This window comes from Aeromonas sp. QDB11, from assembly GCF_027705265.1.
GTDB lineage: Bacteria > Pseudomonadota > Gammaproteobacteria > Enterobacterales > Aeromonadaceae > Aeromonas > Aeromonas allosaccharophila.
On the sequence record NZ_JAPDBM010000028.1, the window covers coordinates 25,611 to 39,506 of the forward strand.

The following is a 13,896-nucleotide window of genomic DNA, read 5'->3' on the forward strand; positions in this document are numbered from 1 at the left end:
CTTTCTATGTGGTGGTTTGTTCGGGTTGTATGGCTTGGGAAGCGCTCATGCTGGCAGGGTTAAATGCCGATAAAAAAACGGCCCACCGAAGTGGGCCGCCGAAATATCGGGTCACGGGTCAGATCCCCGGTTTGCGCTCCGGGCAGCGGCCGATGATATCGGGTGGCAGATCGCCGTTATCCTGCTCCAGCACCACGTCGAATCCCCACAGTTGATGCAGGTGCTTGAGCACCTCGTGGCGAGAGTCGCCAAGGGGGATGCGGTTGTGGGGCACATAGCGCAGGGTGAGGGATCGATCCCCTTTTACCGCTACGTTGTAGACCTGAATGTTGGGCTCCAGATTGCTCAGGTTGTACTGGGCCGACAGGGTATTGCGCACCTGACGATAGCCTTCGTCATTGTGGATGGCGGAGACCTTCAGATAGTTCTTCAGATCGTCGTCATCGATGGCGAATAGCTTCATATCCCGCATCACCTTCGGGCTTAAGAACTGGCTGATAAAGCTCTCATCCTTGAAGTTCTGCATGGCAAAATGCAACGTTTCCACCCAGTTGCTGCCAGCGTAATCGGGGAACCACTGTCTGTCCTCCTCGGTCGGGTTCTCGCAGATGCGGCGCAGGTCGGTAAACATGGCAAACCCCAGCGCATAGGGATTGATCCCTGAGTAGTAGCGACTGTTGTAGGCCGGTTGATAGACCACGTTGGTGTGGCTGTGCAGCACCTCCATCATGAAGCGATCGCTCAGCTTGCCCTCGTCATAGAGGTGATTGAGGATGGTGTAGTGCCAGAAGGTGGCCCACCCCTCGTTCATCACCTGGGTCTGCTTTTGCGGATAGAAATACTGACTGATCTTGCGCACGATGCGCACCACTTCCCGCTGCCAGGGCTCCAGCAGGGGGGCATTCTTCTCGATGAAGTAGAGAATGTTCTCCTGGGGCTCGGCGGGGTAGCGCCTGTCCTCCACCCCCGCGGTTTTATGCTGCTTGGGCAGGGTACGCCACAGCTCGTTGACCTGAGTCTGCAGATAATCTTCCCGCGCCTTCTGACGCCGCTTCTCCTCGGCCATCGAGATCTTCTGGGGCCGCTTGTAACGATCCACCCCGAAGTTCATCAGGGCATGGCAGGAGTCGAGCAGCTGTTCCACCGCCTCGATGCCATGCTTCTCTTCACACTGGGTGATGTAGTTCTTGGCGAACAACAGGTAGTCGATGATGGAAGAGGCATCGGTCCAGGCCTTGAACAGGTAGTTGTTCTTGAAGAAGGAGTTGTGACCGTAGCAGGCGTGGGCCATCACCAGTGCCTGCATCGGCATGGTGTTCTCCTCCATCAGGTAGGCGATGCAGGGATCGGAGTTGATGACGATCTCGTAGGCCAGCCCCATCTGGCCGCGCTTGTAGTTGCGCTCGGTATGGATAAAGCGCTTGCCGAACGACCAGTGCTGATAGCCGATGGGCATGCCGACGCTGGAGTAGGCATCCATCATCTGCTCGGCGGTGATCACCTCGATCTGGTTGGGGTAGGTATCCAGCTTGTAGAAACGGGCGACCCGGGCGATCTCCTGGTGATAGGTCTCCAGCAGATCGAAGTTCCAGTCTGGTCCGTCATCCAGTGGCGCTACACGTTTTTCTGTTTCGATCATGTGACCTCCTCACGCCGCTTGTTTCTTGAACAGCTCGCGGAACACCGGATAGATATCCTCGACCTTGCGAATGTGCTCCATCGCAAAGTGGGGGAACTGGTTGGCTACCGACTCATATTCGTGCCACAGGGTCTGGTGAGCACGGGTGGTGATCTCGATGTAGGAGTAGTAGCGCACCCTTGGCATGATGTCCCGCGCCAGGATCTCCCTGCATTGCGGTGAGTCATCGGCCCAGTTGTCACCATCCGACGCCTGCGCCGCATAGATGTTCCACTGGTTGGCGGGGTAACGCTCGTTGATGATGTCATTCATCATCTTGAGGGCGCTGGAGACAATAGTGCCGCCGGTCTCCTGGGAGTAGAAGAACTCGTGCTCGTCCACCTCCTTGGCCTGGGTGTGGTGGCGGATATAGACCACCTCGACGTTCTTGTAGGTCCGGCTCAGGAACAGATAGAGCAGGATATAGAAACGCTTGGCCATCTCCTTGGTGGCCTGATCCATGGAGCCCGAGACGTCCATCAGGCAGAACATCACCGCCTGGCTGGAGGGGACGGGCCGTTTGACGAAGTTGTTGAACTTGAGATCGAAGGTGTCGATAAACGGCACCGCATCGATCCGTCGTTTCAGCTCCCGGATCTCCTTCTCGAGCAGGGCGATTTCTGCAAAGTGCTCGTTGGGATCGGCGGCCAGCAGGGCCAGCCGATCTTCCAGTTCATGCAATTGGCGTTTCTTGCCTGCTTGCAGCGCCATGCGACGTGCCAGCGAATTTTGCAGGGAACGCACCACGTTGATGTTGGCGGGCACCCCGTTGGAGGTGTAGCCCGCCCGATAGGTTTTCACCTCCATCAGCTGATTGAGCTGGGTTTTCTGCAGCCTGGGCAACTCCAGATCTTCAAACAGCAGATCGAGATACTCATCCTTGGAGATCTGGAACACGAAATCATCGGCCCCTTCCCCCTGATTGGATGCTTGTCCCTCGCCGGACCCCTGTCCACCGCCTCCTCCTTTGGGACGGTCAATCTTGTCGCCGGAGACGAACTGATCATTGCCGGGATGCACTATCTCCCGTTTACCGCCGTGCCCCTGATGAAAATGGGGCTCGCCGATATCCTTGGTCGGGATGCTGATGCTCTCGCCCTTGTCTACGTCCTGAATGCTGCGCTTGGAGACAGCATCCGAGACCGCTTGTTTTATCTGCTTCTTGTAGCGGCGGATGAAGCGCTGCCGATTGACAGCGCTTTTGTTTTTGCCGTTGAGCCTGCGGTCGATAAAATGCGCCATAACTCCCCCTTGAACAGTCAGGGTCAGGATGACTTGCGTACCCTGAGATACCATTCGGAGAGCAGTCGCACCTGTTTGCGGGTGTAGCCTTTCTCCATCATCCGTTCGACAAAGTTATCGTGCTTCTTCTGCTCCTCGGCCGAGGTTTTGCTGTTGAAGGAGATAACCGGCAGCAGCTCTTCCGTGTTGGAGAACATCTTCTTCTCGATCACGGTGCGCAGCTTCTCGTAACTGGTCCAGTTGGGGTTACGGCCTGCATTGTTGGCCCGGGCACGCAGCACGAAGTTGACGATTTCGTTACGGAAATCTTTCGGGTTGCTGATCCCGGCGGGTTTTTCAATTTTCTCCAGCTCGCTGTTGAGGGATGCTCTGTCAAACAGCTGGCCGGTTTCGGGATCACGGTACTCTTGATCCTGGATCCAGAAGTCGGCGTAGGTGACGTAGCGATCGAAGATGTTCTGACCGTACTCGGAGTAGGACTCGAGATAGGCAGTCTGGATCTCCTTGCCGATGAACTCCACATAGCGCGGGGTCAGATAGCCCTTGATGAACTCAAGGTAGCGATCGTGCAGCTCTTGCGGGAACTGCTCGCGCTCGATCTGCTGCTCCAGCACATAGAAGAGATGCACCGGGTTGGCGGCCACTTCCGCATGGTCGAAGTTGAAGACGCGGGAGAGGATCTTGAACGCGAAGCGGGTTGAGAGACCATTCATCCCCTCGTCCACACCGGCGTAGTCGCGATACTCCTGATAGCTCTTCGCCTTGGGATCGGTGTCCTTCAGGCTCTCGCCATCATAGACCCGCATCTTGGAGTAGATGCTGGAGTTTTCCGGCTCTTTCAGCCGTGACAACACAGAAAACTGGCCCAGCAGCTCGAGGGTGCCCGGGGCGCATTTGGCCTCGGTCAATTCGCTGTTGATCAGCAGCTTCTCGTAGATCTTCACCTCTTCCGAGACGCGTAGGCAGTAAGGCACCTTGACGATGTAGACCCGGTCGAGGAAGGCTTCGTTGTTCTTGTTGTTGCGGAACTGCTGCCATTCGGATTCGTTGGAGTGAGCCAGCAGAATGCCGTCAAAGGGGAGGGCTGAGAGCCCTTCGGTACCGTTGTAGTTACCCTCCTGGGTTGCTGTCAGCAGCGGGTGCAGTACCTTGATAGGCGCTTTGAACATCTCCACAAACTCCATCACACCCTGGTTCGCCTTGCACAGCGCACCCGAGTAGGAGTAGGCATCGGCATCATCCTGGGCGAAGTGCTCCAGCATGCGGATATCGACCTTGCCGACCAGTGAGGAGATATCCTGGTTGTTGTCATCACCCGGTTCCGTTTTGGCGATGGCAATTTGATCGAGGATGGAGGGGTTGACCTTCTCCACCTTGAACTTGGTGATGTCGCCGCCGAACTCGTGCAGGCGTTTGGCCACCCAGGGGGACATGATGGGACGCAGGTAACGGCGTGGGATGCCGTACTCTTTTTCCAGGATCTCCCCATCCTCTTCGATATCGAACAGGCAGAAGGGGTGATCGTTGACCGGTGAGCCCTTGATGCGATAGATGGGCACCTTCTGCATCAGGGATTTGAGTTTCTCTGCCAGCGAGGATTTACCGCCGCCAACGGGGCCCAGCAGATAGAGGATCTGTTTCTTCTCCTCCAGCCCTTGGGCGGAGTGTTTGAGGTAGGAGACGATCTGTTCGATGGCCTCTTCCATCCCGTAGAAATCCTTGAAGGCGGGATAGCGTGCCACGACGCGGTTGGAGAAGAGTCGGCTCAGTCTGGGGTTGGCTGAGGTGTCTACCATCTCCGGCTCACCAATGGCGGTCAGCAGACGTTCGGCTGCGGAGGCGTAGCAGGCTTTGTCCTGCTTACACATATCCAGGAACTCCTGGATGGTATATTCCTCTTCTCTCGCTTTTTCATATCGCTGTTGGTAATGCTCGAATATGCCCATAACTTTGCCCTCGTTATAGTCGCTTACCCTGAAAAAAGTGGATGACTGCTTTTGTGTTGTGCGCTTTTAAAGCCTAGTCAACAGACTCCAGTAATCCATCACGGTTGATAGGTTAAATTCTGAAGAAACCTGCCCGATCCTTGTGCGGGGAGGGTCAGTCAACAACACCGCTATGTTACTGACTGTTAAATTATTTTTGCCACGATAGTGAGGTAAATGTCAAAGACATAAAAAATAAATGTTTATGGGAAACAGGGAACTTATTGCGAAAAGATTAAGGGGTTTGACGAAAGGCAATGGGGCTGCGGGTTGGCGGGGTTATGAATGAGAATATCATTACGTGAACGTCAACGTAAATTGCCTTGTTTGGAGTTTAGACTCTAATTTTTACATTGACGCTACATTTTGAGTGCCATAGATTGGCGATGTGTGAGCAGCAAGACGCTTTAGCAAGAGAGTTGACTGTTGCCTCACCAAGCTCTGTTTAAGCACGTTTCCGTTGGCTTGACCCTCGCAACCGCGAGGGTCTTCTTTTTCTGTGTCAGTAAACGCTTGTTTCTGCTGGTGGCTATTGACGCCGTCAGCACTCATCTAGCAAGGGTAGGCTTGTTGCACTGCCGCCAAGACGCGGGCAAACGGGTGCGCGGCCAACTGGCCTGCACCCGCCAGCGATTTGGCTTTGACCCGGCTGGTCAGCGGTGTGGCGATACCACACAAAAAACGGGCCAGAACACGAGCATCCACGGAACCGGTCTTGGCAATCAGCGGATCGCACCAGGCGCGGATCCCCGCCTCGTTTGGCATGGCCAGTTGGGGCAGGGGAGGGAGATGTGCCACCTTGCCACGACAAACCGAACAATGGCCACAATGAACCGGTGCCACCTCATCGGCAAAATAGCGGGCGAGGCGGTGACTCAGGCACTCACTTGAGGTGAAAAAGTCGAGCATGGCTTGCAGTCTTGCCAGCTCGCTCTGCTCTTTTTGCTGGAACAGGGCGTGCAGGGCATTTGCTTCCTGCTCGTTGTCCCACCCCTGACGGGTGATCCGGTAGACCTCGGTCATCTGTTTGCTTTCAAGCTCGATCCAGCCTTGATGTTGCAGGTAGTCGAGCGCCGCAACGGCCCGCTGCCGCTCCCCCTGATAGCTCTGCCAGAGGGCATCAAAGTCCATGGTGCACCAGCTGCGAGCTTGCGGGGCGCAGGCGAACAGCTGCTCCAGAAACTGGCGGCGATCCTGATTGAAGCGACTCACTATCTCGCCTTTATCCAGCACAAACTTGAAGCGGTAGTCGGCGTAGTAGCTGTAGGCCGGGGTGATGATGCCCGCCATCTCCAGATAGACCAGCAGGGTTTTGAGGGGCAGTTGGCGAATGTTGGTGTCGTTAGATAGGCGCAGTAGGGTGAATTCCCACTCGGCCCCGCTCTGCTTGATGATGGCAAGGAGCTGGAGGATGGCACTCAAATCCGGCGTATCGCCGTAGACGAAGTTCTCCAGCACCGGCAGCTGGCTCTGGTTGGCCAGCACGATACAGCGCGATGGCTGGCCATCTCGTCCGGCGCGGCCAATCTCCTGGCTGTAGTTTTCGATGGATTTGGGCAGATCGTAGTGAATGACCCGCCGGATATCCGCTTTGTCGATCCCCATGCCAAAGGCGATGGTGGCGACGATGCAATCCACCTTGCCCGCCATGAAGTCGTGCTGGATCTGACTGCGCAGCGCCGAGTCGAGTCCGGCATGATAGGCGCGGGCGTTGATCCCTTCTCTAATGAGTTGCTCGGCGCAGGCTTCGGCGGTGTGTTGCAAGGTGACGTAGACGATAGTGGGGGCCGCCGGATCGTTTGCCAGCTCCTGCGCGAGCCAGCTATCCCGCGCATCGGGCGCCAGGGGAATGACCGCCAGATCAAGATTGGAGCGGTAGAAACCGGTGACCACGACCCCCTCCGGCGCGATGCCGAATTTGGTCTGCATATCCTGAATCACCGCCGGCGTGGCGGTAGCGGTCAGCAGCAATACCTGCGGGATCTTCAGGTCATGGCGATAGCTCGGCAGCTTGAGGTAGTCGGGGCGAAAGTTGTGGCCCCACTCCGAGATACAGTGCGCCTCATCGACGACCAGCAGCGAGAGCGGTACTTGCTGGATAAAGCGGCGAAAACGCTCGTTCTTGAGTCGTTCCACCGAGATCATCAGGATCTTGAGCTGGCCATCCAGCGCCTGCTGCATCACTCGTCGGCTCTCCTCCGGGCTCTGGCTCGAGTCGAGGGTGGCGGCGCTTATTCCCTTGCTTTTAAGGAAGGCGAGCTGATCGTGCATCAACGCCAGTAGCGGAGAGATCACAAGGGTCAGGTGAGGCAGGGCGAGGGCCGGCAGTTGATAACAGAGCGACTTGCCGGAGCCGGTGGGAAAGATGGCGGCGGCACTCTGACCAGCCAGCACCCGGCTGATCACCGCTTCCTGACCTGGCCTGAGTGCGGAGAAACCAAAATATTGGTTGAGCAGGGATGGGATCATGGCAAGGCTCCGCGGCAAATGGGGGATGATAGCACAGCGACGCCGATCACGGATGACACAGGAATGGTCGTGAGGGTAAGGGCAGAGAGTGTCGATAAAACGTACAAAAATGGGTGGTTGCGCTGTGGTTAAGGTTTTGTTGCGGTTTTTTGTGATGGAAACGGGATATTTTTTGGTGAGTCTCTGGAAAAAAAAGATGGCGAATGGGATATTCCGTCATGCAATCCGGTGACTGGCGGATCGGCCCGACAGAAGGCTGGCCACAGACACCACATTCGGGCGACAGGGGTCTCCCGATGAGTGGTTGCAGACAGGACTCATGATTCATGCACTACGGTGCTTAGGGACTTTTTTGATGACACAACAACACCCCCTCCTTCGGCTGGTCAATAGCACCAGCCTGGTCAGCCAGATCCTGGTTGGTCTGGTATTCGGTATCTTGCTGGCACTGTTTGCGCCCGAGTGGGCGAAAACGGCAGGTCTGCTTGGCAGTCTGTTCGTTGGTGCACTGAAAGCGGTAGCTCCGCTGCTGGTATTCGTACTGGTGATGGCGGCCATCATTGGTCACAAGCAGGGTCAGAAGACCAATATTCGCCCGCTGCTGGCGCTCTACCTGTTTGGTACCTTCTCTGCGGCCGTGGTCGCGGTGATTGCCAGCTTCCTGTTCCCCTCCAACCTCCATCTGGTGGCCAATACTGCCGAGATCACCCCGCCCGGCGGGATCACCGAGGTACTGCAGACCCTGCTGTTCAACGTGGTGACCAACCCGGTCAAGGCGTTGATGGATGCCAACTATATCGGGATCCTTGCGTGGGCCATCGGTCTGGGTATCGCCATGCGCCATGCCAACGAGAGCACCAAGGCGCTGATCACTGACCTGTCTCACGGTGTATCCGCCATCGTGAAAGCGGTGATCCGCTGTGCTCCGCTCGGGATCCTGGGTCTGGTTGCCTCCACTCTGGCAGAGACCGGCTTCGATGCCCTGTTTGGCTATGCTCAACTGCTGGTGGTGCTGATCGGCTGCATGCTGTTTATCGCCTTTGTGGTCAACCCATTGATCGTCTTCTGGAAGATAAAGCGCAACCCCTATCCGCTGGTGCTGACCTGCCTCAAAGAGAGCGGCGTGACCGCCTTCTTTACCCGCAGCTCTGCCGCCAACATTCCGGTCAACATGGCGCTGTGTGAAAAACTGCGCCTGCCCAAAGATACCTACGCGGTCTCCATCCCGCTGGGTGCCACCATCAATATGGCGGGTGCAGCTATCACCATCACTGTGCTCGCCATGGCGGCGGTACATACCCTGGGGATGGAAGTGGACATGGCAACGGCCATTCTGCTCTCCGTAGTCGCCACCATCAGTGCCTGTGGCGCTTCCGGTGTGGCGGGCGGCTCCTTGCTGCTGATCCCGCTGGCCTGTAGCCTGTTTGGCATCAGCAATGACATCGCCATGCAGGTGGTAGCAGTCGGCTTTATCATCGGCGTGCTGCAGGATTCTGCCGAGACGGCGCTGAACAGCTCCACCGACGTACTGTTCACCGCCGCTGCTTGCATGGCCGAAGATGAAACCCTGCTGGAACCTTCCGCGCTGCCCAGCAGCGAGGCGTGAGCCGGTAGCTCGATTTTTCGATTCAGCCCCTCTCTGTGAGGGGCTTTTTATATCAGCGGGCCTAAATGTGTTGAGGAGAGGAGTGCGCAAGAAAACATTCATTTTGATGAAATGTTTGGTTACAAATAGCCGACAGACAGTGCGGGTGCTGCCCCGTTAAAATAGCTGCGGAATAATAAGGTTCAGGCTAAAAAACGAGATTAAATAATGAAAAAAACTACGCTTTCGTGGGCAATTATTGCTGCATTAGGTTTGGTTGGTTGCGGTGGTGGTGGCGGAGATAGTGGTGGTGGTACCACGCCACCGGAGCCGCAACCGAGGGCGCTGCCGGTGGCTGGCGTCTATCTCCCCGTCCTGATGGACGCTCAGGGGCAGTTCATTAACCGTCCGGTCAACGACAGTTATCGTGCGGTCGGTTTTGTCTATCCGGCGTCCACAGAGGGCACGGGTTGGGCGATGAACATTGCTGAGAAAAGAAGTGCCACAGTCAGCACTTATACCTTCCCTCAAGGCTTCTCTTCTCTGAATAAAGGTGAGGGTTACCCACTGACGTTGTCGTTGCTGGTGAACAAAAGCCAACCCAGTACCTTCGACTCGGCGGAGCAAAAGTCCAATACCAATGTCGACGGGTTGGTCAAGGTGGCGTCTGTGCCAGATGCGGCGGGAAGCAGCCAGTCACTCTGGGTACTCGATTATCGACCCGTCAAAGCCAAAATCGATTCTGCACTCACTATTCAGAATTGGGGCGGCCAAGTGGCATTGCAGCCGATGGTCACTGCGCCTATCAACGCGGACTCCTGGTACAACCTTGGGGAGAGTGCACTGTTTCAAGATTTCAAAACCGAGCGCAGCAACAATGGCTTGGGGATCAAGCTGACCATCCTGTTTAAAGAAGGGTGTTCTGTAAGCGGTGAGACAGAGGCCAACACTCAAGGTTTGAACAAGCTGACGCTGACCGGTTGGAATAATCGCTCATGCAGTTTCAATACCTTGACAGGGCCTGCTGATATCAAAGAGGGAAAAATTTATGAGGGGCTCTGGGAAAAAAGGATGCGCGAATTTGCCGATCGCAACGCCAGTGTCACTGCATATCTGACCATGAAACCGGGTAGCAATGGTCAGAAAGACACCCTGGTGCTCGGTATTCCGGAAATTACCGGCATCACGCCGTTCCTGTTGGAAGCGCAGCCACTCTAATCAGTCAGAGAGAGTGTGTGTTTATCAAGAGATGCCAGTCGCTTGCCCGACTGGCATTTTTGTTGGTCGAGTTTCGGAGCGAAGCCCGAAATATGATGATGCTGGAGCAGAATAAGGTCTGTGTCCCAAGTTTTGTGTGAGTGTGGATTACGTAACCCTGTGATGAGAGGTAAGACTATTCAGGACGGGACAAACGCAATAAAAAAAGCCAGCCGACTGTTCGGCTGGCTTTTTGCTATCAGCGGCAGGTAGGGGATTAACCGACCAGCTGATAGAGGATGGCGGAGATGGCGATCATCCCCATCACAGCGACAAATACGTTGCTGATATGACCCTGATATTTCGCCATGGCCGGTACGCGCTTGATGGCGTACATCGGCATGATGAACAGGATGGTAGCGATGATCGGGCCGCCCAAGGATTCAATCATGCCCAGGATGGAGGGGTTGGCAATGGCAGTGCCCCACAGGGTCAGGATGAAGAAGGCGATGATGAACATCTCGACTTTCTTGGCGTTCGGCTCTTTGCCGGACTTGCGCATGTTCTGCACGATCATCCCCTTCAGACCTTCACGGGCACCCAGATAGTGGCCGAAGAAGGAGGATACGATGGCTACGAACGCAACCAACGGACCGAAGTAAGAGATGATGGGGCTGGCATGCTGGTTGGCCAGATAGGAGAGCACGGCGATGTTCTGGGCCTTGGCTTCTGCCAGCTGGGCCGGTGTCAGGCTCATGACGCAGGAGAAGACGAAGAACATCACGAAGCCCAGCAGCACCATGGCGGTACGCTTGAGGATGGCATCGGCCTTCTCGACAGCCTGATCACCGTGGTCGCGGCGCTGGGCCAGAGAGAAGCTGGAGATGGCCGGGCTGTGGTTGAAGGAGAAAACCAGTACCGGGATGGTCAGCCACAGGGTAGTGGCGAAATCCTTGGCAGAGGGCACTTGCTCCAGCGCGGCACCGGTCCAGTCCGGAATGAGGTACAAAGAGATACCGGCCAGAATGGCGATCAGCGGATAAACCAGCAGCTCGGTCACTTTCAGCATCAGCTTTTCACCGGCCAGCATCACCGACATCATGCCCATGATCAGCACGATGGAGAGGATCCAGCGCGGTGGGGCACTCATCTGCAGCTGGTTGACCATAAAGCTTTCGACGGTGTTGGTGATACCCACGCCATAGATCAGCACGATGGGGTAGATGGCGAAGAAGTAGAGCAGGGTGATTAATTTACCGGCACCCACGCCAAAGTGCTCTTCCACCACTTCGGTGATGTCTGCATTTGGCTTTTTGGAGGAGAGGACGAAGCGGGCCAGACCACGGTGTGCCAGATAGGTCATGGGACCTACCAGCAGCGCCATGACGACCAGCGGCCAGAAACCGCCCATACCGGCGTTGATCGGCAGGAACAGGATCCCCGCGCCAACCGCGGTCCCGAACAGACTGATGACCCAGGTAGAGTCGCGTTTTTCCCAACGAGTGGTTTGAGTAGAGCGGATCCCTTGCTCTGTTGACGCCGCAACTTCCTGCGTGCCAGTGACTGTGTTTGACATCTATCTCACCCCGAATGTGTGGTTCTTATTAAGTCGGCGCAAGGATACGGTTTTTCTAATCAAAAATGTTGATCAAATTCATCTTTACGGCACGAAAAACCGCACTTTCTTATGGAAATGTGATCAAAACAAGAAAAATTCAATTATTGTTTATCAATTGGCACGTTATTTTAGTATTAATGATTAAATATCGCCCAGCCAAATGTAGGTAAATTGTTATTTTGCGAGATGCTGGGCTAGCTGGTTGATCATGCTGGCGGTAGCCCCCCAGATAAAGTGCTGTTGCCAGGGGATCCAGTAGATGGTGTGCGCTTTCCCCCCTCTGGAAAGGGTCAGGGGGATGTGGTTGCGCCGATCCAGCAGATGGGTCAGCGGCACTTCGAAGGCGTGATCCACCTCATCCGGACTCAGGATGAGGGGATAGTTGCCATCGAGCAGCCCCAGCACCGGCAGTACCTCGAATCGTGACACCGTATTGAGCGGGTTGAGGGTGCCGATCACCTCGATCAGCCGGGCCGGAATGCCGAGCTCCTCTTCGGTCTCCCGCAGCGCCGTGGCAATGAGGTTTTCGTCGCCGGGATCCTGTCGCCCGCCGGGGAAGCTGATCTGCCCTCCATGATGACGCAGCCGGGGGCTGCGCCGGGTCAATAACACGCTGAGTCCCTCATCGCGCATCACCACCGGGATCAACACCGCAGCCGGACTGAGCCCGCCAATGGCGAGGCGATGGGCCGGGGCGGGTCGCTGCAACTGGAAGCGGGTCAGCAGTTCGTGGCGATCCATGGCGGGGAGCTCTCCTGTGCGTTGACCTGACAGTGGGGAGTGTTACAGCGCCGACAGCGGCGGCAGGATGCGGGCGACCTTGTCATAGGTCTCCTGATATTCGCTGTCGGCGTCGGAGTCGGCGATGATGCCGCCACCGGCCCAGCAGTGCAGACGACCCGCTTCGGCAATCAAAGTGCGAATGCAGATGCTGGTGTCCATCCTGCCATGCTGGCTGAGATAGCCGATGCTGCCGCAATAGGCATTGCGGCGCTGTGGCTCAAGCTCTTCGATGATCTCCATAGCCCGGATTTTGGGGGCGCCAGTGATGGAGCCACCCGGGAAACAGGCCCGCAGCAGATCGACCCCTTGCCAGCGTGCATCAAGCTCACCGTGGATGGTGGAGACCAGATGATGTACCGCCGGAAACGACTCCACCGCAAAGAGATGAGGCACGCTGACCGAGCCCGGCCGGCTGACCCGACCGATGTCGTTGCGCAGCAGATCAACGATCATCAGATTCTCTGATCTGTCCTTGTCGGCCTGCGCCAGCTCCCGCGCGACTTGCCGATCGGTGGCCGGATCGGGGTGGCGAGGGCGAGTGCCTTTGATGGGTTTGGTTTCGATATGACGGCCATCGAGCAGCAGGAACCGCTCGGGGGATAGGCTCAGCAGCGCGCTCTCCGGCAAACGGATAAAGGCTGAGAAGGGTGCCTTGTTGGCGGTTGCCAGCAGGCAATAGGCCTGCCACTCATCCCCCTGATAGGGGGCGCTGAAACGCTGGGTCAGGTTGATCTGGTAGCAATCCCCCGCGGCAAGGTATGCCTGAATGCGGGCAAACTTCTCGCCATACTCGGCTCGGCTCATATTGCTCTGCCACGACCCCTGCAAGGCAAAAGCGGGGGCCGGTTTGGCCTGCTGCTGTTCAAGCCAGGCCAGCCGGTTGGCAAGGCCCGCTTTATCCCCCCAGTGCACCAGCTGCCAGTCGTCGGTCGCCACATTGCGCAGCAGCGCCCAGTCGTAGATACCTACCGCCATGTCTGGCACCGCGATATCGGCGGCGGCCTGCACTGGCAGTCGCTCGAAGCGACGGCCGAGATCATAGCCAAAGAGACCGAGGGCGCCGCCAATAAAGGGTAGGTGAGTGGCACACAAATCCAGCTCCCCCAGCAGCTGTTGCTGGGTATGGGCCAGCAGGGCGAGGGGATCTTCGTGGTGTTTGCTGATATTCGCTCCGACACGCAGAGTGGTCACCTCGCCACGGGTTTCGAAGGTCGCCAGCGGATCGGCAGTGATGATATCAAAGCCGTTATCGGCACCGAGTGGTCCCGCCGATTCCAGCAACATGGCCCACGGCTGATGTTGCAGGTGGGCAAAAAGCTGATGGAGTTCAGCACTATGG

At 56.6% G+C, this 13,896-nt stretch carries 9 protein-coding genes; 2 read left to right on the top strand and 7 right to left on the bottom strand.

The window, feature by feature from the left end; genetic code table 11:
* Nucleotides 1–118: 118 nt before the first annotated feature.
* The 4 genes from OKC40_RS11295 to OKC40_RS11310 form a co-directional block, all read right to left on the bottom strand.
* Complete coding sequence (locus OKC40_RS11295) at nucleotides 119–1,639, bottom strand: SpoVR family protein (RefSeq protein WP_270795266.1); 1,521 nt, start codon at nucleotides 1,637–1,639, stop codon at nucleotides 119–121.
* A 9-nt stretch (nucleotides 1,640–1,648) separates the two neighbouring features.
* Nucleotides 1,649–2,920 (bottom strand): YeaH/YhbH family protein, encoded by a 1,272-nt coding sequence (locus tag OKC40_RS11300; RefSeq protein WP_270795267.1) that lies wholly within the window; start codon nucleotides 2,918–2,920, stop codon nucleotides 1,649–1,651.
* 23 nt (nucleotides 2,921–2,943) lie between these two features.
* The gene (locus OKC40_RS11305) at nucleotides 2,944–4,866 is read right to left on the bottom strand and encodes a PrkA family serine protein kinase (protein WP_005333223.1); all 1,923 of its coding nucleotides are present in this window, start codon (nucleotides 4,864–4,866) and stop codon (nucleotides 2,944–2,946) included.
* A 591-nt stretch (nucleotides 4,867–5,457) separates the two neighbouring features.
* Entirely contained in the window at nucleotides 5,458–7,374 is a 1,917-nt protein-coding gene (locus OKC40_RS11310) for a RecQ family ATP-dependent DNA helicase (RefSeq protein WP_270693453.1), read from the bottom strand.
* A 355-nt stretch (nucleotides 7,375–7,729) separates the two neighbouring features.
* Between OKC40_RS11310 and sstT the strand changes: the two genes are divergently transcribed.
* Together sstT and OKC40_RS11320 are read left to right on the top strand one after the other, a co-directional pair.
* On the top strand, nucleotides 7,730–8,980 hold the full coding sequence (gene sstT / locus OKC40_RS11315) for a serine/threonine transporter SstT (RefSeq protein ID WP_005351744.1): 1,251 nt from the start codon (nucleotides 7,730–7,732) through the stop codon (nucleotides 8,978–8,980).
* 207 nt (nucleotides 8,981–9,187) lie between these two features.
* The gene (locus tag OKC40_RS11320; RefSeq protein ID WP_270795268.1) at nucleotides 9,188–10,177 is read left to right on the top strand and encodes a hypothetical protein; all 990 of its coding nucleotides are present in this window, start codon (nucleotides 9,188–9,190) and stop codon (nucleotides 10,175–10,177) included.
* Between the two features lie 256 nt (nucleotides 10,178–10,433).
* On the opposite strand, the gene OKC40_RS11325 is transcribed toward OKC40_RS11320, so the two are convergent.
* The 3 genes from OKC40_RS11325 to pabB all read right to left on the bottom strand — a co-directional run bounded on the left by OKC40_RS11325 (nucleotide 10,434) and on the right by pabB (nucleotide 13,841).
* On the bottom strand, nucleotides 10,434–11,732 hold the full coding sequence (locus OKC40_RS11325; protein WP_270795269.1) for a serine/threonine transporter: 1,299 nt from the start codon (nucleotides 11,730–11,732) through the stop codon (nucleotides 10,434–10,436).
* A 216-nt stretch (nucleotides 11,733–11,948) separates the two neighbouring features.
* Entirely contained in the window at nucleotides 11,949–12,515 is a 567-nt protein-coding gene (locus OKC40_RS11330) for a CoA pyrophosphatase (protein WP_005351753.1), read from the bottom strand.
* A 42-nt stretch (nucleotides 12,516–12,557) separates the two neighbouring features.
* Nucleotides 12,558–13,841, bottom strand: a complete 1,284-nt coding sequence (gene pabB, locus OKC40_RS11335) for an aminodeoxychorismate synthase component I (protein WP_270795285.1) — start codon at nucleotides 13,839–13,841, stop codon at nucleotides 12,558–12,560.
* Between the last annotated feature and the right edge of the window lie 55 nt (nucleotides 13,842–13,896).